The 23,896-nt window shown below is 63.6% G+C and carries 20 protein-coding genes; 8 read left to right on the top strand and 12 right to left on the bottom strand.

The genetic code is table 11. From position 1 onward, the window contains the following. Window positions 1-46: 46 nt before the first annotated feature. From tdh to BUA41_RS11760, 11 genes are all read right to left on the bottom strand, one after another. Window positions 47-1,072: an L-threonine 3-dehydrogenase gene (gene tdh, locus BUA41_RS11810; protein WP_072823078.1), complete on the bottom strand. Its 1,026-nt coding sequence runs from the start codon at window positions 1,070-1,072 to the stop codon at window positions 47-49. Then, on the bottom strand, window positions 1,069-2,262 hold the full coding sequence (locus tag BUA41_RS11805) for a glycine C-acetyltransferase (protein WP_072823076.1): 1,194 nt from the start codon (window positions 2,260-2,262) through the stop codon (window positions 1,069-1,071). Before BUA41_RS11805 ends, tdh begins: the two co-directional genes overlap by 4 nt. A 52-nt stretch (window positions 2,263-2,314) precedes the next feature. Then, window positions 2,315-3,799 (bottom strand): Na+/H+ antiporter NhaC family protein, encoded by a 1,485-nt coding sequence (locus BUA41_RS11800; RefSeq protein WP_072823074.1) that lies wholly within the window; start codon window positions 3,797-3,799, stop codon window positions 2,315-2,317. A gap of 209 nt (window positions 3,800-4,008) precedes the next feature. Continuing rightward, window positions 4,009-5,124 carry an ABC transporter permease gene (locus BUA41_RS11795; protein ID WP_072823072.1) on the bottom strand — a complete coding sequence of 372 codons (1,116 nt, stop codon included), beginning with the start codon at window positions 5,122-5,124 and terminating at the stop codon, window positions 4,009-4,011. A 1-nt stretch (window position 5,125) separates the two neighbouring features. Then, a complete protein-coding gene (rbbA, locus tag BUA41_RS11790; protein WP_444939607.1) occupies window positions 5,126-7,876 on the bottom strand; it encodes a ribosome-associated ATPase/putative transporter RbbA in 2,751 nt (916 codons plus the stop codon). Continuing rightward, window positions 7,873-8,952 carry an HlyD family secretion protein gene (locus BUA41_RS11785; protein ID WP_072823068.1) on the bottom strand — a complete coding sequence of 360 codons (1,080 nt, stop codon included), beginning with the start codon at window positions 8,950-8,952 and terminating at the stop codon, window positions 7,873-7,875. Before BUA41_RS11785 ends, rbbA begins: the two co-directional genes overlap by 4 nt. Window positions 8,953-9,043: 91 nt before the next feature. Next, window positions 9,044-9,691 carry an ABC-type transport auxiliary lipoprotein family protein gene (locus tag BUA41_RS11780; protein WP_072823066.1) on the bottom strand — a complete coding sequence of 216 codons (648 nt, stop codon included), beginning with the start codon at window positions 9,689-9,691 and terminating at the stop codon, window positions 9,044-9,046. After that, on the bottom strand, window positions 9,688-10,575 hold the full coding sequence (locus tag BUA41_RS11775; protein WP_072823064.1) for an MlaD family protein: 888 nt from the start codon (window positions 10,573-10,575) through the stop codon (window positions 9,688-9,690). The genes BUA41_RS11780 and BUA41_RS11775 overlap by 4 nt, the downstream gene beginning before the upstream one ends. Before the next feature lies 1 nt (window position 10,576). After that, window positions 10,577-11,365, bottom strand: coding sequence for an ABC transporter ATP-binding protein (locus tag BUA41_RS11770; RefSeq protein ID WP_072823062.1), 789 nt, complete (start codon window positions 11,363-11,365; stop codon window positions 10,577-10,579). Further along, window positions 11,362-12,498, bottom strand: a complete 1,137-nt coding sequence (locus BUA41_RS11765) for an ABC transporter permease (RefSeq protein WP_072823060.1) — start codon at window positions 12,496-12,498, stop codon at window positions 11,362-11,364. Before BUA41_RS11765 ends, BUA41_RS11770 begins: the two co-directional genes overlap by 4 nt. Before the next feature lie 129 nt (window positions 12,499-12,627). Beyond that, complete coding sequence (locus BUA41_RS11760) at window positions 12,628-12,837, bottom strand: hypothetical protein (protein ID WP_072823058.1); 210 nt, start codon at window positions 12,835-12,837, stop codon at window positions 12,628-12,630. Window positions 12,838-13,088: 251 nt separating this feature from the next. Between BUA41_RS11760 and BUA41_RS11755 the strand changes: the two genes are divergently transcribed. The 8 genes from BUA41_RS11755 (at window position 13,089) to BUA41_RS11720 (ending at window position 22,196) form a co-directional block, all read left to right on the top strand. Beyond that, window positions 13,089-14,795 (top strand): VRR-NUC domain-containing protein, encoded by a 1,707-nt coding sequence (locus BUA41_RS11755; RefSeq protein ID WP_072823056.1) that lies wholly within the window; start codon window positions 13,089-13,091, stop codon window positions 14,793-14,795. Then, the gene (locus tag BUA41_RS11750; RefSeq protein WP_072823054.1) at window positions 14,792-17,071 is read left to right on the top strand and encodes an ATP-dependent DNA helicase; all 2,280 of its coding nucleotides are present in this window, start codon (window positions 14,792-14,794) and stop codon (window positions 17,069-17,071) included. Before BUA41_RS11755 ends, BUA41_RS11750 begins: the two co-directional genes overlap by 4 nt. 82 nt (window positions 17,072-17,153) lie before the next feature. Further along, window positions 17,154-18,095: a cobyrinic acid a,c-diamide synthase gene (locus BUA41_RS11745; protein ID WP_072823052.1), complete on the top strand. Its 942-nt coding sequence runs from the start codon at window positions 17,154-17,156 to the stop codon at window positions 18,093-18,095. A 40-nt stretch (window positions 18,096-18,135) separates the two neighbouring features. Beyond that, entirely contained in the window at window positions 18,136-19,317 is a 1,182-nt protein-coding gene (locus BUA41_RS11740; RefSeq protein ID WP_072823050.1) for a toxic anion resistance protein, read from the top strand. Beyond that, complete coding sequence (locus BUA41_RS11735) at window positions 19,307-19,903, top strand: retropepsin-like aspartic protease family protein (RefSeq protein WP_340641250.1); 597 nt, start codon at window positions 19,307-19,309, stop codon at window positions 19,901-19,903. The genes BUA41_RS11740 and BUA41_RS11735 overlap by 11 nt, the downstream gene beginning before the upstream one ends. 114 nt (window positions 19,904-20,017) lie before the next feature. Then, complete coding sequence (locus tag BUA41_RS11730; protein ID WP_072823048.1) at window positions 20,018-20,197, top strand: PLDc N-terminal domain-containing protein; 180 nt, start codon at window positions 20,018-20,020, stop codon at window positions 20,195-20,197. A 90-nt stretch (window positions 20,198-20,287) separates the two neighbouring features. Continuing rightward, entirely contained in the window at window positions 20,288-21,868 is a 1,581-nt protein-coding gene (locus BUA41_RS11725) for a BCCT family transporter (RefSeq protein WP_217652812.1), read from the top strand. Window positions 21,869-22,016: 148 nt separating this feature from the next. Beyond that, entirely contained in the window at window positions 22,017-22,196 is a 180-nt protein-coding gene (locus BUA41_RS11720; protein WP_217652816.1) for a PLDc N-terminal domain-containing protein, read from the top strand. 95 nt (window positions 22,197-22,291) lie between these two features. Here the strand turns inward: BUA41_RS11720 and BUA41_RS11715 are convergent, their stop codons facing one another. Next, window positions 22,292-23,536 carry a ribonucleotide-diphosphate reductase subunit beta gene (locus BUA41_RS11715; RefSeq protein WP_072823339.1) on the bottom strand — a complete coding sequence of 415 codons (1,245 nt, stop codon included), beginning with the start codon at window positions 23,534-23,536 and terminating at the stop codon, window positions 22,292-22,294. Window positions 23,537-23,896: the final 360 nt, after the last annotated feature.

Genomic DNA, 23,896 nt, shown 5'->3' with positions numbered 1-23,896 from the left:
TCGGAAAATTAGCGGCGTCACGGCAATCTGTGAAGCGCCATTTATTTCACGTCCAGTCCAGCACCACCTTGCCGGATCTTCCCGATCCCATCACCTCGAAGCCCTTCTCGAACTCGTCGATGGGAAAGCGGTGAGTGATGATCGGACTCAGATCGAGGCCGGACTGAATCAGGCTCGCCATCTTGTACCAGGTCTCGAACATCTCGCGGCCGTAGATGCCCTTAATGGTCAGGCCCTTGAAGATCACCTTGGTCCAGTCGATGGCCATCTCCTTGGGCGGGATGCCGAGCATGGCAATCTTGCCGCCGTGATTGATGACGTCGAGCATCTCGTCGACTGCCGTCGGCACGCCGGACATCTCCAGCACCACGTCGAAGCCTTCGTGCATGTGTAGGTCCGCCATCACGTCCTGGAGCTTCTCCCGGGAGACGTTGACGGTGCGGGTCGCGCCCATCTTCGCCGCCAGTTCCAGGCGGTAGTCGTTGATGTCGGTGATCACCACATGGCGGGCGCCGATGTGCCGGACCACCGCGGCGGCCATGATGCCGATGGGGCCGGCGCCGGTGATCAGCACGTCCTCGCCGACCACGTCGAAGGCCAGGGCCGTATGCACCGCGTTGCCGAAGGGATCGAAGATCGCCGCCAGTTCATCGGTGATCTCGTCCGGCAGCTTGAACAGGTTGTAGGCCGGCAGCGTCATGTACTCGGCGAAGGCGCCGGGGCGGTTGACCCCCACGCCGACACTGTTGCGGCACAGGTGCCGGCGACCGGCGCGACAGTTGCGGCAGTGCCCGCAGGTCACGTGGCCCTCGCCGGAGACCCGGTCACCGATGTCGAAGCCGCGCACCTCCTCGCCGATGGCGACGATCTCGCCGGAGTATTCATGGCCGGTGATCATGGGCACCGGGACGGTGTTGCGGGACCACTCGTCCCATTGGTAGATGTGCATGTCGGTGCCGCAGATGGCGGTGCGATGAATCTTGATCAGCACATCGTTGTGGCCGATCTCGGGTACCGGCGCATCGACCATCCAGATGCCGGGTTCCGACTTGAGCTTGGACAGGGCCTTCATGAGATCACCTCGAGTTCGCGGCCGATGCGGGTGAAGGCGTCGATGGCGCGATTGATCTGTTCCGGCGAGTGGGCCGCGGACATCTGGGTGCGGATGCGCGCCTGACCCTTGGGCACCACCGGGTAGGAGAAGCCGATGACGTAGATGCCTTCCTCGAGCAGCCGGTCGGCAAACTCACCGGCCAGGCGGGCGTCGCCGATCATCACCGGGATGATCGGGTGATCGGCCCCGGCCAGGGTGAAGCCGGCTTCCTGCATCCCGCGGCGGAAGCGCGTCACATTGTCCCACAGCCGCTGGCGCATGGCCGCGCCTTGCTCGACCTTGTCCAGGGCCGTGAGGGTCGCGGCGACGATGGGGGGCGCCAGGGAGTTGGAGAACAGGTAGGGGCGGGAGCGCTGGCGCAGCCATTCGACGATGGCTCCCCGCGCCGCGGTGACCCCGCCGGAGGCGCCGCCCAGCGCCTTGCCGAAGGTGGTGGTGATGATATCCACGCGCTCCATGACCCGGTGGTATTCGTGGGTGCCGCGCCCGCCGTTGCCGAGAAAGCCGGTGGCGTGGGAGTCGTCCACCATCACCAGGGCATCGAAACGCTCGGCAAGCTCGCAGATACCCTCGAGGTCGGCGATCACGCCGTCCATGGAAAACACGCCATCGGTGGCGATCAGCTTGAAGCGGGCACCGGCTTCCTCGGCTTCCCGCAGGCGTGCTTCCAGCTCCGCCATGTCGTTGTTGGCGTAACGATAGCGCCTGGCCTTGCTGAGACGCACGCCGTCGATGATCGAGGCGTGGTTCAAGGCATCCGAGATGATCGCGTCCTCCGGCCCGAACAGCGTCTCGAACAGCCCGCCGTTGGCATCGAAACAGGAGGAGTAGAGGATGGCGTCGTCCATGCCCAGAAACTCGGCGAGACGCTTTTCCAGATGGCGGTGTTCGGCATGGGTGCCACAGATGAAGCGCACCGAAGCCATGCCGAAGCCTTCTTCGTCGAGGCCGCGCTTGGCGGCGGCGATCAGGTCCGGGTCATCCGCCAATCCCAGATAATTGTTGGCGCAGAAATTGAGGACCTCGCCGCTTGCCACCTTGACCTTGGCCCGCTGGGGCGAGAGCAGTTCGCGTTCCTGCTTGTAGAGCCCTTCCTCTCGCAGCTCATCGAGCTGTCGATTCAGATGGGTCTGAAATATCTCGGACATGGATCGGGTCTCCCTTGAAAGAACGGGCTTGAAAGAATGGGTGCCGAGCGACTCAGCTCAGCGCTGCGGGTCTTTCCTTCGTTTCCTCGCCGTTGGGGCCTTCGAACTTCAGCCCCCAGCTGGTCGCGGCGGCAAACAGCATGATGAAGACCAGGAACCAGCCCTGGAAGACGAAGGGAAAGACCGCGGTTGGGGCGACGCTGGGCAGCCACTCATAGGTGCCCTGCATGGTCTGGATCGTCGACCAGCCGAGCAGCACCGGTGCCCCCCAGGGGAAGATATAGCCCAGCGCCGAGGTGACCGCGTCGAGCATGTTGGCTCGGCGGTAGCGGTGGATATGATAACGTCTGCCCAATTCTCGCACAAAAGGCGCGGCGGCGATCTCCGCCGCCGTGTTGATGGTGATGGCGCTGTTGAGCAGGGCCACGATGCTCCAGATCGACAGCTCGGCGCGCTTCACGGAATTCTTGATCCAGGACATCAGTTTCTCGGTGATGGTCTCCATGGTGCCCCCGAGCCGCATCAAGTGGGCGGCGGCGACGATGAGCAGGATCAGGATCGCCATGTTGACGTATCCCTGAACGCCCTGGACCAGGGCGCCGGTGACGATGGTGTCCGAATCCGCCTCGAAGGCGATGATCTCGGAGAAGGTTCCGGTACCGACAATGACGATGACCGGGATCGATGCGAGGATGCCCCAGGTGAGCGAGGTGATCAGGTGCTGACCGGACAGCGCCAGGATCAGCACCAGGGCGAAGGGCGCCAGCATGACCAGCCCCAGGGGTTCGGTGGACTCCATCATGGCGTTCAGCGCGGCGGGGTCGGCGCCGCTGGTATCGCCGCCGCCGCCGAACAGCGCGAACAGGATCGTTGCCGGAATGGCGGCCATGATCGAATACTTGAAGCGGCTGCGCACTACCCCCGGGACATCCGCGTCCTGGGTGGTGGCGGAGACGATGGTGGTGTCCGAGACCGGGGCCAGGTTGTCGCCGAAGATCGCGCCGGAGAGAATCGCCGCGAAGAGCATTACCGGATCGGCGCCCACCGCCACGCCGGCCGGATACATCAGGGTGCAGAAGGCCACGGTGGTGCCATAGCCGGTGCCCACGGCGGTGGAGAAGATGGCGGCCAGCAGGAAGGTCAGGGCGACGAACCAGCCCCCGGTCATGTCGGAGATGCCGCCCAGCCACACCAGGCCCTCCACCAGGCCGCCGACCTGCAGTACCTGGGCGAACATGCCGGCATAGAACCATGCCACGATGGCCACGACGCCCACCGGCTGGGTCAGGCCATCGAAGACCCCCCTGGCGTATTCCGACCACTGGCTCTTGCAGAAGAACAGCCCCAGGGTCACCCCGAACAGCGCGCCCATGACCAGGCCGATTTCCGAGGAGAGGCCGAGAACGCTGGTGGTGATCGCCCAGATCACGAAGAAGACCAGCGGCACCGCTGCCCCCCAGGCGCCCAGGCGAAAGGAAAGTGTTCGGATCGTTTCTTCGCCGGGCGCCTGGTCCTGGCGTGAGGGTGTGCTGGTCATGGGATCGTCCTTGCCACGATGGTTTGAATGAATCACATCATCAGCGTAGCAATGAAGATGAGGGATGTCGGCAGCCTATTTCACCATCCCCGGAGCATCGGCCATCGGGCCATCATTACTACGCTTGGGACACGGAGTCCGCCATCACCTGGAGCCGATTATCCATTGTACCGAAATGTTTTGGCTCACCGATGGATCGGGGGCATGAATCAGTTCAGTGACTTGCGCAGCCGAGACAGGGCGATGACGAAGAACACGCCGCCGATGGCCGTGAGGGCCAGCAGTTGCGGCCAGACGATGGCGAATCCCGCGCCGCGAAAGAGGATCGCTTGGGCGAGTTCGATGAAGTGAGTGGTGGGAGCGGCCAGCATGATGTCCTGGATGACCTCCGGCATGCTTTCCCGAGGGGATTGTCCGCCGGAAAGAATCTGCAAGGGCATCAACGCCAGGATGATCAGAAGTCCCAGCTGGGGCATCGTGCGGGCCACGGTGCCGAAGAAGATGCCCATGGAGGTGGTGGCGAAGAGATGCAGGGCGGCACCCAGCATGAACAGTCCCAGGGAACCGCCGATGGGAATCGCCAGCCAGGTCTGCACCACGAAACGCAGGGCGAAGGACGAGGCCAGCAGCACCACCAGTCCCATGGACCAGACCTTGGCCAGCATGATCTCCACCGGCGTGATCGGCATCACCAGCAAGTGTTCGATGGTGCCGTGCTCGCGTTCTCTGATGAGTGCCGCGCCGGTGAGGATGATTGACAACATGGTGATCTGGTCGATCACGGAATTCACGGCGCCGAACCAGGAGCGATCCAGGTTGGGGTTGTAGTTCATGCGTACCACGGCCTCCACCGGCAGCGCGTCCTGGCCGTGATAGCGCTGCAGGAAGGTGGTGACCTCGCTGCTGACGATCTGCTGGATGTGCCCGGCGCCGGTGAAGGCCTGGCTGACCTGGGTGGCGTCGACGTTGAGCTGGATGGCGGGATGGCGGCCCGCCAGCAGATCCTGCTGGAATTCCGGCGGAATATTCAGGGTGAAGGTGTAGCGACCTTCGTCCATGCCGCTGTCCATCTGCGCATGGGTGATGGCCTGGGGCGGCAGGAAGTAGGGCAGCTGGAAGGCGTCGAGGATGCGATAGGAAAGCGGCGACGGGTCCTCGTTGACCACGCCGATGGTGGCGCGATAGGGCGCCTCGGGTATCGCCGTGGCGCTGGAGTAGATGCTCAGGCTGAATGCGTAGACGATCAGTATCACCAGGGCGGGGTCCCGGGCCAGGCTGCGCAGCTCCTTGATGCCGAGCTGAAGAATGTTGGTCAGGGCGCGCATGTCATTTCTCCTGCTGTCTCAGCCCGGCGATGCTGATCAGCAGCAGGATGGGGATGGCCAGCAGCAAGGGGATGAGATAAGGGTAAAGATCCGCCATGCCCAGCGCCTTGGCGAATACCCCGCGGCTGATGATCAGGAAGTGAGCGGTCGGATAGATGTGGCCGATGAAGGCACCAACGCCTTCCATGGCAGACACCGGATGGATCATCCCGGAGAACTGTATGGCGGGGATCAGGGTGGCGATCATGGTACCGAAGATGGCGGCGATCTGGCTGTTGAGCACCGAGGACATCAGAAGCCCGAGACCGGTGGCGCAAACTACGTAGAGCAGCGCGGCGACGGTCAGGGTCGGGAAGCTGCCCTTGACCGGCACGTCGAAGACGAAGATCGCCAGGACCACCATGACCAGGAAGTTCACCATGCCCAGCACCACGTAGGGCAGCTGCTTGCCCAGCAGGAATTCCGTGCGGGTCACCGGGGTGACATAGAAGTTGATGATCGAGCCCATTTCCTTTTCGCGCACCACGCCCAGGGCGGTGAGCATCGCCGGAATCATCATCAGCAGCATGGGAATCACCGCCGGCACCATGGCCGGCAGGCTCTGCACGTCCGGATTGTAGCGGTAGCGCAGGGCGACCCCGGCGGAAGCGGGATCGACGCCGATCGGCGCCTGGCGGGCGAGAGTTTTCAGATAGTCCATGTGAATGCCCTGGACATAGCCCTTGACCGTGTCCGCCCGGGTGGGCATCGAGCCATCGACCCAGAAGGCCACCTGCGGGGTGGCGCCGCGCTTGAGATTGCGCCCGAAGCCCGGCGGGATGACCACCCCCAGGCTGATCTCCCCGCTGCGCATGCGCTCGTCGAGCTCATCGATGCTGGCCAGCGGCGGTTTCTCGACGAAGTAGCGCGATCCCGCCAGGTTCAGCGAATAGGCCTGGCTGGTGGAGGTCTGGTCGTAGTCGAGCACCGCATAGGAGAGATCTTCCACGTCCATGCTGATGCCGTAGCCCATGATGAACATCAGCAGCACGCTGCCGAGCAGGGCGAGAATGCCGCGTACCGGGTCCCGGCGCAGTTCCATGGCCTCGCGGCGAGCGTAGCTGAACAGGCGTCGGGCGCTGAAGCGCATCGGTGCCTCTGCATCGGCCGGTGATGCCGCGACCGCTGGCGGCACCTCGGCCGCTGCCGGCGCGTCGGTATCGTCGTCGCTAACGTCCTCGAGATAGGCGATGAAGGCGGCCTCCAGCGACGGGGCACCGCGCTTTTGCTGCAGCGCCTGAGGGGTGTCGCTGTCCAGCACCTTGCCCGCGTGCATCATCGACATGCGGTCGCAGCGCAGGGCCTCGTTCATGAAGTGGGTGGAAATGAAGATGGTAACCTGCTCTTCCCGGGACATCTGAATCAACAGTTCCCAGAAGCTGTCCCGGGCCACCGGATCGACCCCGGAGGTGGGTTCGTCGAGAATCAGGATCTCCGGCTTGTGGATCACCGCCACCGCCAGGGACAGGCGCTGTCGCACCCCCAGGGGCAGGCTCATCGGCAGACTGTCCGCCACGGATTCGAGAGAAAACCGTTCGAACATTTGCTCAATGCGTGGTTCGCGCTCCTCCTCGGGGATCCGATACAGCCGCGCATGCAGCTCGAGGTTCTGGCGCACCGTCAGCTCGCCATACAGTGAGAAGGCCTGGGACATGTAGCCAACCCGCTGGCGTATCGCCAGATCGTTCGGATCCACCGGCTGACCGAACAGCTTGGCCTCGCCTTCGCTGAAGGGGAGCAGGCCGGTCAGCATCTTCATGGTAGTGGACTTGCCGCAGCCATTGGAGCCAAGGAAGCCGAAGATCTCGCCGCGTTCGATACGAAAGCTCACATGATCCACCGCGGTGAAGTTCCCGAAGCGCTTGGTCAGGCCGTGGGCCTCGATGGCGATCTCGTCGCTGGGTTGACGCGGGGGGATCCTGACCTCGCGATGCTGCGCGCGCTTGGCCTTCGGCAGCAGGGCAATAAAGGCCTGCTCGAGGGTATCGCTTTGCGTGCGTTCGAGCAGTTCGTTCGGCGTGCCGGTATCGAGAATCCTGCCCGTGTCCATGGCCACCAGCCAGTCGAAGCGCTGCGCCTCGTCCATGTAGGCGGTGGCCACCAGCACGCTCATCCGGGGACGTTGTCGGCGAATACGCGCGATCAGCTCCCAGAACTGGTTGCGCGCCAGGGGATCGACCCCGGTGGTCGGCTCATCGAGGATCAACAGGTCCGGGTCGTGGATCAGCGCGCAGCAAAGGCCGAGCTTCTGCTTCATGCCGCCGGACAGCTTGCCTGCCGGGCGCTCGGTGAATTCGTTCAGGCCCGTGCTGCGGGCCAGGTCCTCGATGCGCCGGTCGCGCTCTGCCTTGTCCTGGCCGAATAGTCGGCCGAAGAACTCGAGGTTCTCCCGCACGCTCAGGGTGGGATAGAGGTTCTTGCCCAGGCCCTGGGGCATGTAGGCGATGCGCGGACAGAAGCGTCGGCGATGCGCCGCGTCCGCCATGTCGCCGCCCAGCACCCGAACGCTGCCCTGCTGGATGCGCCGCGCGCCGGACACCAGCGCCATCAGACTCGACTTGCCGACGCCGTCCGGGCCGATCAGTCCGACCATCCGGCCCGGGGGAATCTCGAGGCTCAAGTCGTCCAGGGCCCGAGTCTTGCCCTTGCGCGAGTTGCCATACTCCAGGGTGACGTTCTTCAGGCTGGCGATGCTCTCCCCGGGCGTCATCATGATTTCACGTTGATCTGGAGTTCATCGGGCCAGGTGGCCTCGTCATCGAGCTTCAGGTAGGCCACCCCGGGCAGGCCGGTCTTGACCTGTTCCACGTGCTGCATCAGGAGTTCGGGATCGAGGCGCGCCCTGACACGGAACATCAGCTTCTCCCGCTCGCTCTCGGTTTCCACGGTCTTGGGTGTGAACTGGGCGACGCTTGCGACGTAGCTGACCCGGGCGGGAATGACGTATTGCGGCGCGGCATCGAGCACGATGTGAGCCGGCTCGCCGAGGGCCACGCGGCCAACGTCTCGAGTGGGCAGGAAGAAGGTCATGTAGACATCGGTGAGGTCCACCAGGTTGAGGATCTTGGCGCCGGAGCCCAATACCTCGCCGGGCTGGGCGATGCGGTACTGCACCCGAGCGAGGCGATCCGCCCTGAGCTCGCTGTCGTCGATATCCGCCTGGACGCGTCTTACCGCCGCCTTGGCGGCCTCGATGGCGGACTCGGCCTCGACGGCCTGGGAGCGAGCAGATTCTACGCCCGCCTCGGCAGACAGCACCTGGGAGCGTGCCGCCGCCAGGGCGGCCTCGGCACTCTGCCGGGCAGCCCGGTCATCGTCGAGCTGTTGGCGAGAGATCGCATCGCGCTGCACCAGGGTGGCGGACCGCCGATAGCGCTTGTCCGCGGCATCGAGCTCCGCCTGGCGCTGGAGCACCACCGCCTTGGCAGTGGCATGCTCGCTCTCCCGCTGGACGACCACGCTGCGTGCGGTGATCAAGGCATTTTCCGCCTGGCGCACCTGAGCCTTGGCCTGGGCCAGTTCCGCTTCCAGGGCATCGGTGTTCATGCGGGCGATCACCTGGCCCGGCTCGACGAAGGCGCCCTCGTCCACCAGCACTTCCATCAGCCGGCCGGGCAGCTTGGTCGCCACGTCGATCTCCGTGGCCTCGATGCGGCCATTGCCGCTGGAAAAACCCTCTGGCAAGCCCTGAGGCTTGAGCATTTGCCAAGCGAGAAGCGCAGCCAATCCCACCAGGGCAATGGCGATTAACAGCCGGACAATGAGCTTCCTGCTTGCGAGCTTGTTCATGTCGCTCCTCGACTCAGGGGGTGATGGCACCGCATCGATAGGTATTAGCCATAAGTCTAAGGCATGACGGGTTGATGCTGCTTGATATAAATCAGCTTTCGATGTGATCGCCGAGGTAGGCGAGGCTCCACCCGACCAGCCGTTGGCTGAGTTCATCCGCCGCCCGGCCGAACGCCTCGACAACGGACTCAAGACGCTCGTCCTCGCTTTTGACGCGGATCGTAAAATACTGGCTGGCCAATAGATTGCGGCTGGCGCTATCCACCAGTTGAGCCTCAAGGCGAATGACCGCCCAAGGCGCACCCGCCGCATATTCGCTATGAAAGGCATCCAGCTCGCTCAGCAATACAAAGTCGCTTTTGATCTGGTTGCTGCCGCCAATCACCCCGGACAGGCGGCCGTTCTGGCGAAAAGCTTCGGTCAGGCGATCGCGTAACAGACTCGGAGCGTCCGTGCTCCAGCGAGCGCCTTGATATACGTTCAGCTGATTCGGTGCTGGCATGACCAGGATGCGCCGATTCTTCAGAATCTCATTGGAGCGAGGAGTTGCCAGGCGCAGCGTGGCGTTCAGCGGTGCATCATCCGAGGGCGTGCTGGATCCGGCGGGAAGGACGAAGGTTTGCAAGGGCTTCGTCGCCGGCAGCAGCGTACAGGCAGCAAGCGAGCTCAATAGGATCGTCAGAGCGAGTAGCCTCCAGGAAGCGGCACGTGGACCGAGGCCCACGTTACTCGAGCTCATGGGGAAAACTCCTGCAGGGTGTCACCCTTGAACAGATAGCCGGAGGGATTTTCCTCGAAGCGTCGGGTGATACGATTCACATTGTTCAGCACGCTGTTCAACTCGTTCATCGCCGGCCCGAAATCGCCCAGCCCCTGATGGAGCGAGGCTTCGTTATTCGCCAGTAGCGATTCGAGTCGAGTGCTCAAGCGCACCAGCGCTGCCATCGCGCGTTGCGCATCGTCGAAAGCCATGCTTCCCTGATTCTCCAATAGAGAGTTGACCTTCTGGCTGGCCTGGTTGACGTTCGTCGCCGCCTGAGCGAGTTCGCCGCGCTGCTCCGCCAAGGTGGTGGTGAGCTGCTCGACATCCACGAGTATACGTTCGATACGCTGGGTATTCTTCGGTGAAAGTAGCCGGTTGGCGCTCTCCAGCAGTTGATCGAGGCTTTCGATCAGGGTCTCCCCGTCCGCCAGAAACGAGTGCAGCGGCGAGGGCTGGGCAGTGATCACCGCCGGGTCGTCGCGGTCGCTGGCAAGCGTCGGGCTTTGTGGTGTGCCGCCACGCAGCTGAATGCTCATGCTGCCGGTGATATTGGCCAACCTCAGGCTGGCCCGGGTATCGCGCTTGATGGGTATGTCGCTATAGATCCGCACCAGCGCCCGCACTTGACTAGGGTCCTCAGGGTCCAGAGACAAATCCACCACATCCCCTACCTTGATACCGTTGTATTGCACCGTATTGCCGATGGCCAGGCCGCTGACCGCCTGCTCGAAGCGAACTTCATAGTAGCTGTAGTCACGCTCGACGCTGGACTTGCCCAACCATAGGGCGAACAGCAGGCAACCGCCAAGGGTAATGAGGGCGAACAGGCCGATCAGCACGTGGTGGGCGCGAGGTTCCATGTCAGCTTTTCTCCGAGGAAGGGGGCGATTGTCGCGCGGCCCGGGCGCGTGGACCGTGGAAGTAGTCGCGCACCCAGGGATCATCGACGTTTTCTACCGCCTCCAGGCGGCCCGCCACCAGCACCCGCCGCTTTGCCAGCACCGCGACCCGGTCGCAGGTGCGGTACAGGGTATCCAGGTCATGGGTGACCAGAAACACGCTCAGACCCAGGGCGTTTCTCAGGGTCAGCAGCAGTTGGTCGAAGTCCGCCGCGCCAATGGGGTCCAGGCCCGCAGTGGGCTCGTCGAGAAACAGCACTTCCGGGTCCAGCGCCAGGGCGCGGGCCAGGGCGGCGCGCTTGATCATGCCCCCTGACAGTTCCGCGGGCGTCTGCAAGGCCGCGTTCACCGGCAGCCCGACCAGCGCCAGCTTGACCCGAGCCAGAAACTCCGCCTCGGAACGCGCGAGCCCGATATGCTCGATCATCGGAAAGGCCACGTTCTCCTGCAGGTTAAGAGAGGAAAACAGCGCGCCGCGCTGGAACAGCACGCCGAAGCGCCGCTCAAGCTTCGAGCGGCGGCGCTCCGACAGAGACTGCAGGTCCTCGCCGAACACCTCGATGCTGCCCTCATCGGGTCGGCGCAGCCCGACGATACTGCGCAGCAGGACGGACTTGCCGCTGCCGGAGCCGCCCACCACCCCGAGAATCTCGCCGGAATACAGATCCAGGTCGAGATGCTCGTGAACCACATGATCGCCGAAACGGTTGGCCAGGTCGCGGATGCGAATCAGGGGGCAGTCGCGGTTCACCAGCCCATCTCCATGAAGAATAGGGCAGCGATGGCGTCCAGCAGAATCACCATGAAGATCGACTGCACCACGCTTGAGGTGGTGTGTTCCCCCACGGATTGGGCGCTGCCGCTCACCTTGAAGCCTTCCAGGCAGCCGATGGCCGCGATGAAAAAGGCGAAGATCGGCGCCTTGGCCAGACCCACGAGAAAGTGCTTGAGGGGCACCCCCTGTAGAATAATGACAAACTGCAATGCGGAAATATCCAGCACCAGAAGACATACCAGCGCGCCGCCGATAATGCCGCTGAGCATGCCGATAAAGGTCAGAATCGGCAAGGTCATCAGGAGCGCCAGCACCCGAGGAAGCACCAGCAGTTCGACGGTGTTCAACCCCAGGGCGCGCAGGGCGTCGATCTCCTCGTTGGCCTTCATCGAACCGATCTGGGCGGTGAAGGCGCTGGCGGTGCGACCGGCCAGCAGAATCGCGGCCAGCAGAACCCCGAACTCTCGCAGGAACGAAAAGGCGATAAGGTCTACGGTGTAGATCGTCGCGCCGAAATTCTGCAATACCGTGGCGCCAAGGAACGCGACCACCGCACCGACAAGAAAGGTCAGCAGGGCGACGATCCCGATGGCGTAGAGGCCGGTCTGCTGGATTTGCGCCACCAGTGCGGTTATCCGCCAGCGGCCGGGACGCCAGAGCGTGGCAATCAGCGAGCTCAGGATCAGACCGATAAAACCAAGCAATAAACGCTGTTGCCGCCAGAACCTCTCGAGCCCCTCGCCGGTACGGGCCAGAAAATCGATAAGCGGTGATGTCGCCTGGTATTGCGGCGTTAGCGGCTTCGCCATGGCTTGAGCCACGGTATGCAACAGCGCTCGACGGGCCGGCGGCAGATCCGGCGCATCCTTTGTCAACTCGGTCATGTTCTCGGCGCCCAGCAGCTCGACCAGCAGAGCGGCGCCGGCAGTATCCAGAGTGACCACTTCACTCAGGTCGAGGCTTGAGACCTCGGCGTTACCGATTCGCGCCCTGGCAGCCTCGACCTGATCTTGCAACGTCGCGTAGTGGACCAGGGTCCAGTCGCCGGTGACACTCAAACTGTCAAGCCGAGGGACGAGGCGACCGGCGTTGTCCACGCCCGAACTCATTGGCTTTTCGATACCTTCCCTCTCGATGATCCGCCTTTCGATATGTTTTCTTTCGGCGTGCCGGCCTGGAGTCGCTGGTCTGACGGCTGCTCGAACAGCGCTTGCAGGTGTCGCCATAGTTTCCCGGTATCACCCAGCAAGCCGCTGGTATAGCTCGTCGAGCTTCGTCCCTTGCCGACTTGATAGGTCAAGGGGCGCCAAGATGTCCTGCTGGTGCTCCTGCAGGCTGTCGAGCAAGTGATGCCTATGCAGCTGGCGCAACTCGCTGAGACTATCGACTAGCCGATGAACGTAATCGCCAGAGGTGGAGAAATGGGAGTAGTCATCGTCACTATCCATGAAAGCTCCTCTTGAAGGCCGCGTAGCTGTCGACGGGGCCATGAGCCAGGATGGGATTCCCTTGTTCGTGTTCACGAACGGTGTCTGCTGGACGCAATGCTCTGTTAGGCAGTCGCCGATGTGGATTGGTTATCAGTCTAAGGCTTGGCAGGCGGATGTCGCTTGATATGAATCAATCGAGAGAGGTTCGCTAATGGCGACCCGGGTCCTGGCGTGTTCCGGGCCGTGTTCAAGCTTGCTATCATGGATGAATGAACAGTGCCCTGGACTCTCACTCCTTCGCCGCCTCGGTGGATGACCCGTTCTATTACCTGATCAACTTTCGCTTCGTGCTCGACTGGGTCGGCGAGCGCTATGGCGATCTGCTGGATGCTCGGGAACTCGAGGTCATCGCCGCTTTCCACGGCTTGCCCCAGGCTTCCCAGGCCCTGCTGGTGCGCATGATCATGCGCAAGGGGACGCTGTTCCGGGCCAGCAAGCTCGCCTACCCCGAGATAGGCGCCACCCGCGAGGCGGCAGAGCCGCTGATTACCCAGGGCCTGATCGACGCGGCACCTGAACTGACCCTGGACGCGCTCTTCGGCCTGCTGACCAAGGCTGAACTCGTCGCCGCCTTCAAGGATCACCTTGGCAATGCCAAGGCACGGAAACCCGCGTTGCTGGAGGCGCTGCGGCCCTCCTTTCCCGGTGCCCGACGTTTCGCTGTCTGGTGCCCGGCCAGCGATGACCGCGTCTATGCACTGCCGCTCATGGCGCTGTGCGACCGCCTGCGGCTGATGTTCTTCGGCAACCTGCGCCAGGATTTCTCGGAGTTCGTGCTCGCCGATCTGGGGATCTTTCGCTACGAGCGTGTCGCCTTCAGCCAGGCTTCCCGTGCCTTCCAGGATCGCGGCGACGTGGATGCCTACCTGCATCTGCACCGCTGCCGGGAGCGTTTCGAGGCCGGCGACGCTCTGGAAGCCGTGCTCGCCGAGGTGCCACCGGCCTTCGTCGACAACCCCTGGCTCGAATCCCGGCGCGCCAAGCTGCTGTATCAGTTGGGGCAGCACTGCGAGCGCCATGCGCTGCTGCACATTGCGTTGAGGCTTTACGAGGACTGCAGCCACCCAGGCGCACGCCTGCGTCGCCTGCGCGTGCTGGAGCGCAGCGAGCGTTTCGAGACCGCCCTGGAATTGGCGGGCGAGATGGAACTGACTCCGGAAAGCGAGGCCGAAATCCAGCATCTCGGCCGTGTCGTGCCCCGCCTGCGGCGCAAGCTGGGGCTGGCCAGGCCGGTACGTCGCGACCCGGCGCCGGTCGAGCGAATCGATCTTGTGTTGCCAAGACCCGAAGACACGCGCCGCGTGGAGAGCGTGGTGCGCGAGCATCTCGACGAGGCCACGGGGCCGGTGCATTACGTCGAGAACGCCCTGGTCAATTCGCTGTTCGGCCTGCTCTGCTGGGAGGCGATCTTCGCGCCGCTACCCGGGGCCTTCTTTCACCCGTTCCACGGCGGCCCGGCGGACCTGCTGCGACCGGATTTCCAGGCTCGCCGCCAGGCATGGTTCGACGCCTGCCTGGCGCAACTCGATTCGAATGCCTACCGGGCCACGATTCGCAAGAACTTCGTCGCCAAGCAGGGCTTGCAGTCGCCGTTCGTGCATTGGGGCATCCTCGACGAAGCGCTGCTCGAGCGGGCCCTGGCCTGCTTCCCCGCGACTCATCTGCGACTCTGGTTCGAACGCCTGCTGCGGGACATCAAGGCCAACCGCGCCGGCCTGCCGGACCTGATCCAGTTCTGGCCCGACCGAGATGCCGGCGGAGATCAGGCGCAGCCACGCTACCGTATGATCGAGGTGAAAGGGCCGGGGGATCGCCTGCAGGACAATCAGCTGCGCTGGCTGGACTTCTGCGCCGAGCATGGGATGCCGGTCACGGTGTGTTATGTGCAATGGCAGCAAGATGGCACGGCCCCATGAACTACAGCATTGCCGTTCGCACCCTCTGCGAGTTCACCGCCAAGGCCGGCGATCTCGACCTGCGCTTCACGCCGTCACCCTCTGCCCAGCAGGGCATCGCCGGCCATGGGCTGGTGGCCTCGCGGCGCGACGAGGGCTACGAGCGTGAAATCCCGCTCGGCGGCGAGTATCGGCATCTCGAGGTGCGGGGCCGGGCCGATGGATACGATCCCGCCCGCAATCAACTCGAGGAGGTGAAGACCTTTCGCGGCGATCTGGCGTGGATGCCGGCCAACCATCGAGCGCTGCACTGGGCCCAGGTGAAGATATACGGCCACCTGTTGTGCCACAGCCGAGGCCTTTCGGAGGTATGTCTGGCCCTGGTCTACTTCGACATCGTCAGCCAGCGCGAGACCCTGCTGCGCGATACGTTCTCCGCGCAGACCCTCGAGGAGTTCTTTCATGAGCAGTGCGAACGCTTCATTGCCTGGGCCGACCAGGAAATGGCCCATCGCGCGGCACGGGACAGCGCCCTGAATGCGCTGGGTTTCCCGCATGCGGGCTTCCGTACCGGCCAGCGCCCCCTGGCCGAGGCGGTCTACAAGGCGGTGGGCACCGGCCGCTGCCTGATGCTTCAGGCGCCCACCGGCATCGGCAAGACCCTGGGCACGCTGTTTCCCATGCTCAAGGCGTTGCCCCGGCAGCACCTGGACAAGCTGTTCTTCCTGGCCGCCAAGACCCCCGGGCGCCGGCTGGCGCTCGAAGCCTTGGCGACGCTTGTGCCCGAGGAGGCGGATGAGCCGGCGCCGCTGCGGGTACTCGAGCTGGTGGCCCGGGACAAGGCCTGCGAGCACCCGGACAAGGCGTGTCACGGCGAGGCCTGCCCGCTGGCCAGCGGCTTCTACGATCGCCTGCCCGAAGCCCGCCAGGCCGCCGTTTCGCACGCCATGCTCGATCAGGCAGCGCTGCGCGACGTGGCCCTGGCCCATGGCATCTGCCCCTACTACCTGGGTCAGGAGCTGGCGCGCTGGAGCGACGTGGTGGTGGGGGACTACAACTACTACTTCGATCTCAACGCCATGCTCTTCGGCCTTACCGTCGCCAATCGGTGGCGAGTCGGCGTACTGGTGGACGAGGCCCACAACCTGGTCGAGCGGGCGCGGCGCATGTACAGCGCCGAACTGGACCAGGCGGCCTTCAAGGCGGTACGCCGGACGGCGCCGGGCCCGCTCAAGAAGCCGCTGGATCGCCTCGCTCGGCAATGGCGGGCTCTCGACAAGAGCGTCGAAGCGGCGGGGGTGTCTTCGGACTATCGCGTGCTCGACTCGCTCCCGACGAAGCTGCTGGGCGCCCTGCACAACGCCGTCGCCGCGATCACCGACTACCTCACCGAGCAGCCGGCCGGCCTCGACGCTGCGCTGCAGACCTTCTACTTCGAGGCGATGCACTTTTGCCGTGTCGCCGAGCTGTTCGATGAACATTCGCTGTTCGACATGACCTTCAAGGCCGGCCGGCGCGGTGCCACGCTCTCGACGCTGTGCCTGAGAAACGTCGTGCCGGCGGGATTTTTGACCCCGCGCTTCGAGGCGACCCGGGCCACGGTGCTGTTCTCGGCGACCCTGAGCCCCAGCCGCTACTACGGCGACCTGCTGGGCCTGCCGGCGGACACGCCCTGGCTCGAGGTGGAGTCGCCTTTCAGTGCCGAGCAGTTGTCGGTCCGGGTCGTCGACAAGGTCTCGACACGCTTTCATCACCGCGCGGCGTCCCTTGCCCCCATCGTCGAGCTGATGGCCGAGCAGTTCGCGGCGCGGCCGGGCAATTACCTGGCGTTCTTCAGCAGCTTCGAATATCTCGAGCAGGTCGCCGCCCTGTTCCGCGAGCGCTGCCCGGCGGTTCCTCTCTGGGCACAATCGCGGCGCATGGACGAGCCGTCGCGCCAGGGGTTTCTCGCGGGTTTCAGGGAAGGTGGCCAGGGTATCGGCTTCGCGGTGCTGGGCGGCGTCTTCGGCGAGGGCATCGACCTGCCCGGGGAACGCCTGATCGGTGCCTTCATTGCCACCCTGGGCCTGCCGCAGGTGAATCCGGTCAACGAGCAGTTCCGCCAGCGTCTGGGCGTGCTGTTCGGCGACGGTTACGACTATGCCTATCTCTATCCCGGCCTGCAGAAGGTGGTTCAGGCCGCCGGGCGGGTGATTCGCACCCAAGAGGATCGCGGCGTGATCCATCTCATCGACGATCGTTTCGCCCGGCCCCGGGTACAGCGCCTGTTGCCGAACTGGTGGAAAAACGAACGTTGAGCCCATATCTCCTCTCTAAACCGTACGCACCGCAAGTTGTCGCGGTAATCTAGTCTCTCCTGAGTCGACAGGCCTTTCATACATGCTCGGATTCCTCCAAGGATTTGCCTACGGGCTGTTCATCACCTGTCTGCCGTGGTTCCTGGTCGGCATGGTCAGCCCGCGGCATGCTCTCGCTACGTCGATGCCGGACCGCCTGCAGGTGGTGATTCGCTACTGGCTCACGGTGCCGTTCATCGCCATGCTGCTGTGGCTGACTTCCCTGTGGGGCGGGTTCGGCCCCAGCCTGCTGGGCTGGCTCGCCGGGCTGGGCGCGGTGGCGGTGGGCTTGCCGGTCGAGCGGCGCATTCGCGGTTGGCTGAGGCGGCGCAAGCAGCGCCGGCTCGAGGCACAGCTTGCTGCCGAGGCCGCGCGACGCCAGCAACAGGAGGCCCGGGAGGCGAGCGAAGCGGGCAGTGTTACCCTCGATCCCCAGCATCCTCCGGCGGATGCCGACGATGTCGTCCGGGCGCTGTGCACCGCCAAGCAGCGCCTGATCGAGGTACGCCAGCCGCAGCTCGCCGTCCAGGCCGATCGTCTCTACAGCCGCTACCGTCGTGTCACGAATGTCCTGCTCGAGCGCTTCGACAGGAGCGAGCTGGCCTTCGAGCGCTCACGCAGCCTGATCGCGGAGGTCTGCTTCGCCGCCGTGGACAACCTGACCCGCATGGCCTCCCAGGCCAGTGGCATTGCCGGCGTGGATGGTGACTTCGTGCGCCGCCGCCTGTCCCGGGAGCGCAACCGGCTGACCCTGACCGAACGTGCCACCCTGGAACGCCGTCTCACCCTGCTCACCGAAACCCAGCAGCAGTTGGACGAACTCAGCGCCCGCAATGAGGCGGCGCTGACCGCCCTGGACGATGCCGCCGTGGCCATGGCGCGTATCGAGACGGGGAGGCCCCAGGCGTCGGTCGACGCGGATCAGGCGTTGCGCGACCTGAGCCACTTCGTCGAACGGGCGGAACGTTACGGGCGGCAGCGCTGATGCGCTATGGTATTTCCAGATCCTGGAGGATTAAGAGCCTATGAGTGGTGAGCGCACGACAGGCAACGCGGAAAGGCAGCTGCGTTTGCCGCCGGTGGACGAGATCGCAACGCATCTGCGGGGGGAGTTCGAATCCCGGGAGGAGCAGGACGACGACGCTACCCTGGCCGCCCGAGCCGATGCCTTCGTCGATGAGCTGTTGAGTGCCGAGGAGAGCGCGGAGCGCCAGCGTCGTGCCGTGGACGAGATGGGCGGCGAGATACAGCGCCAGGCCGCCTATCGCAGCGAGATGCTGCAGACGCCCATCCGCAAGCTTGCCCACCACGGCGACGACGGCGGCCCGGTGGCCCAGGCGCTGACCAGCCTGCGCGAGCGCATGACAGCGCTCGATCCCAACCGCCACAAGCTGACCCGGGGCGGGCTCGATCGGCTGCTGGGGCGTATTCCCGGCGTGGGCAACAACATGCAGCGCTACTTTCGCAAGTATGAAAGCGCCCAGGAGGCGCTGGATGCGATCATCCGCGACCTGGAGGACGGACGCGACATGCTGCGTCGCGACAACCTGACCCTGAGCGACGACCAGACGGCGCTGCGCGACATCCTCGGGCAGTTGCAGCAGCAGATCGCCCTGGGCCGACTGATCGACGAGCGCCTGGAAGCCCGAGTGGCGGCGTTGAACGATGACGACCCGCAGCGCGCCTTCATCGAGGAGGAACTGCTCTTCCCGCTGCGCCAGCGTATCGTCGACCTGCAGCAGCAGTTGGCCGTCAGCCAGCAGGGAGTACTGGCGCTGGAGGTGGTCATCCGCAACAACCGCGAACTCATTCGCGGGGTGGATCGCGCCATCAACGTCACCGTCTCGGCGCTGACCGTCGCCGTCACCGTGGCCCTGGCCCTGGCCAACCAGCGCCTGGTGCTCGACCGGGTCGAGGCGCTCAATGCCACCACCTCGGACATGATCGCCGGCACCGCCCAGTCCCTGCGCAGCCAGGGGGTGGAGATCCAGAACCGCTCCGCCACGGCGATGCTCGACATGGAGAAGCTCGAACAGGCCTTCGGCGACGTGCTGGCGGCAATCGACGACGTCTCGCGCTATCGCCGCGATGCGCTGCCGCGGCTCGACGAGCAGATCGATCGGCTGCAGACCCTGGCACGCCAGGGCGACGAGGCCATCCATCGGCTCGACAAGGGTAACGATGCTCAATCGGGTAATGCCATCTAGCGGGGTGGACATTGCCGGTAAGCAACACCATTCCACTCGAGAGGTGGTCGAATTCAGCGTGAAAGACGACGACAAGACACTGCGGCGCACCGGGATCGGCATGCTGCTGCTATTCTGGCTGATCGTGCTGGGCATGGGGGCCTGGTGGTTCCAGGGGCTGCTCGACGAGCGACGCAACCCCAATGCCGATCTCGTCCAGTGGGTCGGGGAGGGCAACGAGCCCATCACCCTGGAGCGCAACGCCTCGGGGCACTTCGTCGCGACCGGGCGCATCAACGATCAACCCGTGGAGTTCCTGCTGGATACCGGGGCAAGCCTGGTCGCGGTGCCCACCAACCTCGCCGATCGCCTCGGTCTGCAGCGTGGTGCCAGCGCCGAGTTCAATACCGCCAACGGCCGCGTTCGCGGGCACCTGACGACCATCGACGAGATCACCCTGGGTGGGCTCAGCGCGAAAGACGTGCGCGGTTCGATCAACCCGGGACTCGGGGGAGAGACCGCGCTGCTGGGGATGAGCTTTCTGAGGCGCTTCGACATCGAGATTCGTGGCGCCACCATGGTATTGAGCCCGGCAAGCCAGGGTTGACCGGTTCACACTCCATGTCGATGACAGCCGGTCACTGGCCGAGGTTGTGCCGATTCAACACGTTATGCTACTTATGAATAGGTTGAACCCCTCAGTTGCATAAGGAGTGTGCTTATGGGTATCGAAGTAGGCGGCCTGTTGGGCCTGATCTGGCTGATCATCCTCATCTGGGCCATCGTCAAGGTCGCCAAGAGCGCGGCCAGCACCGCCGCCAAGGTGATCTGGATTCTGGTACTGCTCATCTTCCCCCTGGTTGGTCTGATCATCTGGCTGCTGTTCGGCCCCAAGGGCTAGCGATTCCACGTCGGGCACGGAGCGGGCGGGTCACAATCGACCTGCCCGCCTTTTGTATAGATTAAGGTATTGGCGGATGCAGGGCGTAAGATGAGCGCCTCGTACATGCCGTGGCAGGGAAGCTGGATGAAGAAGAGCCTGATTGATTACAAGGTGTTCGTGCCGTCGCTGCTGATCGTGATTGCGATCAGTGTTCCGTTCGTCCTGTATGAACAGGAATCCCTGACGCTGTTGAATGCAATATTCGACACCATCGTCGATGTGTTCAGTTGGGGATACCTCTGGTACGGCGTGGCGCTGGTGGTGGCGGGTCTTTATCTCTCGTTTTCCAGATACGGCCGGGTCGTATTGGGGGACCCCCGGGAGAAGCCCCGTTTCACCCTGTTCGAATACTCCTCCATCCTGATCGCGATGGGCATCGGCTCGACGATCATGCGTACCGCCATGCTGCAGTGGACCTCGGTGGCCAACGACCCGCCGGGGGGCGTGGCCCCAGGCTCGCCGGAGGCATTGCTGTGGGGCAATGCCTACAGCATGTTCCTGTGGGGGTTTCAGGTATTCGCGATCTTCGTGATGATCGCTCCCGCGATGGGATACATACTGCACGTTCGCAAGCGTCCCTTGATGAGGATTTCGGAGGCGTCCCGGGTACTTTTCGGCGACAGGGTGGTCGATGGCCTGGGGGGCAAGCTTCTCGACATACTCTTCCTCGTCAGCATCCTGACCGGGGCAGCGGTCACCCTGGGTCTCGGTGCGCCCATCATCACCTATAACCTGGCGGAACTGATGGGGACCGAGGTGAGTTTCACCATGACCATCGTGGTGACGATCGTCTGGGTGCTGCTCTTCTCGGTCAGTGCCTACCTGGGTATCGAGAAGGGGATCAAGCGGCTCAGTACCTGGAACATGTACATCGCCGGGGGCTTTGCCCTGTTCGTCGTGCTCGCCGGGCCCGGCGTGTTCATCATGAGTTACTTCTCGGATAGCGTGGCCTTTTTGCTGTCGAATTATGTTCGGATGTCGCTGGGCACGGACGCCGTGCACGATGGAGGAGCCTCGCACGTGCAGAGCAATACGGTTTTCTGGTTTGCCTATAGTGCCACCTGGGCGCTGCTGCACAGCGTGTTTGCGGCCAAGATTTCCCAGGGCCGTACCATCAAGGAACTGATCCTGACTTACCTGCTGGCCCCCACGCTGATTGCCTGGGTGGCAACCGCCGTGCTGGGGGGGCTGGGAGTCTACCAGTACCTTCAAGGCGATCTGGGCGTTCTTCAGCTGGTCGAAAACCAGGAGCGCATGGCGGCGATACCGGAAATACTCTCCACCTTGCCCTTTGGCGACATTGCCATTGCCATTTTCATCGTCGTGGCGATGATCTTCCTGACGACGACACTGGATTCGACGACGTACACCGTCGCGGCCTACACCAGCACGGAGGACATGAGCAAGTACGAGCCGCCCAAGATGCTGCGTATCATCATCGCGGCGATCATCACCGCGGTGGCGCTGATCCTCATGCGCATCGGTGGTCTGCCCCCACTCGAAGTCGTGTCGGGACTGATGGGGCTGCCCGTCATTGTCATCCAGTTCGTCTTGATCTATGCGGCGAAGAAGATGATGGACGAAGATCGGGCCTGGCAGTACAACGTGCGGGGGCAAGCCAACAGCTAGACCGCCAAGCCCTGCCGTTGCCTGGCGCGAAGCTCAGTGGTACGGCCGATGTGATAAGGTGACGATGGCGCAGGTCCGTACGCTTCGAGAAGGGAAACACGCAACGATTCATCAAGGAGAAGAGGATATGGATAGTTTGTTCAGCAGCCTGGGGAACGCCCTTGGTGGTCTGCTAAGCCTGATCTGGTTGATCATCGTCATCTGGGCCATCGTCAAGGTGGCCAAAAGTGGTGCCAGCACCCTGGCCAAGGTCATCTGGATAATCGTGCTCATCTTCTTCCCGTTGATCGGGTTGATTCTCTGGCTGCTGTTCGGCCCCAAGGGGTAGCGCATCACACCGCTGCATGAATGCAAATGCAATCGGGCAGGCCCATGGCCTGCCCGATCCTGGTTGACCCGGTGCGCCGACTGTCGGCCTGTCGATCAATCCCAGCTCAAGGCACCGCCCACCTGATACTCGGTGACCCGGGTCTCGAAGAAGTTCTTCTCCTTGCGCAGGTCGATGATCTCGCTCATCCACGGGAAGGGGTTGCTCGCCCCGGGGAACTGCTCCTTCAAGCCGATCTGGGCCAGGCGGCGATTGCAGATGAAGTGCAGGTACTCCTCCATGATTGCGGCGTTCATGCCCAGCACACCCCGGGGCATGGTGTCCCGGGCGTATTCGATCTCGAGCTGGGTGCCTTCGAGGATCATCTGGGTGACCTCGTCCTGGAACTGCGGCGTCCACAGGTGCGGATTCTCGATCTTGATCTGGTTGATCATGTCGATGCCGAAGTTCAGGTGCATGGACTCGTCGCGCAGGATGTACTGGAATTGCTCGGCAACACCGGTCATCTTGTTGCGCCGGCCCATGGAGAGGATCTGGCTGAAGCCGCAGTAGAAGAAGATGCCTTCGGTGACCACGTAGAAGCCGATCAGGTTGCGCAAAAACTCCTGGTCGGTCTCCGGGGTGCCGGTCTGGAAGTTGGGACGCCCCAAGGCCTGGGTGTGCTTCAAGCTCCAGGCGGACTTGCGTGCCACGGAGTCGACTTCGCGATACATGTTGAAGACCTCGCCTTCATCCATGCTCAGCGACTCCACGCAGTACTGGTAGGCGTGGGTGTGGATGGCTTCTTCAAAGGCCTGGCGCAGCAGGTACTGGCGGCATTCCGGGTTGGTGATCTGCTTGTAGACCGCCAGTACCAGGTTGTTGGCCACCAGCGAATCCGCGGTGGAGAAGTAGCCCAGCGAGCGCATCACGATCAGCCGCTCGTCCTCGGTCAGGCCGTCAGCGCTCTTCCACAGGGCGATGTCGGCGTTCATGTTGATCTCCTGGGGCATCCAGTGGTTGGCACTCCCGTCGAGATACTTCTGCCAGGCCCAGTCGTACTTGAAGGGCACGAGCTGGTTGACGTCGGCCCGGGCATTGATCATGCGCTTGTCGTCGACCTCGACGCGGCCGGCACCCATTTCCAGCTCTTCCAGGCCCGCGGCGATATCGAGTTCGTCCAGGGCCTTTTCGGCCCGTGAGATGCGGTCGGTATCGGCAATCTCGTAGCTACCGGCGTTTTCCTTGACCTCGGCATCGGCCTTCGGCGCCGCCTGGGGCGTCGGAGCGGCCGGCTTGGCTTGGCCAGGGGCCGGGGCGGTGACGGTGTCGTCGTCGTGGAAATCGTCCCAGTTCAGCATCTTCTGCATCTCCTGATGATGAGTACGTCCTGTAGGAGCTCGATTCATCGAGCGATCGGTGCCTGTCGCCATCGCCCGGTAAACCAGGCTCCTACCTCGTGCTGTCGGTTACATTGGCACTGGAAGGTCTGACTCTATTTCTCTTCCGATGATGAGCACGTCCTGTAGATACCGTCTCTCGATACCGGCTGCAAGGAGGCTTATACCCCTTGTGGCCGATATTCGCTCTGCGACTTCAACACGCCATAGGCGATATGCACCAGCTTGCGCATGGCCGCCCCCAGCGCCGACAGCGACGGCTTGCCCCGCGCCTTCAAGCGCGCGTACTGGTCGCTGATATCAGGGTTGTAACGGATGGCC

The organism is Modicisalibacter ilicicola DSM 19980, assembly GCF_900128925.1.
Classification (GTDB): Bacteria; Pseudomonadota; Gammaproteobacteria; order Pseudomonadales; family Halomonadaceae; genus Modicisalibacter; species Modicisalibacter ilicicola.
Note: the sequence above shows the minus strand (reverse complement) of the source record. Positions and strands in the feature narration are given on the sequence as shown.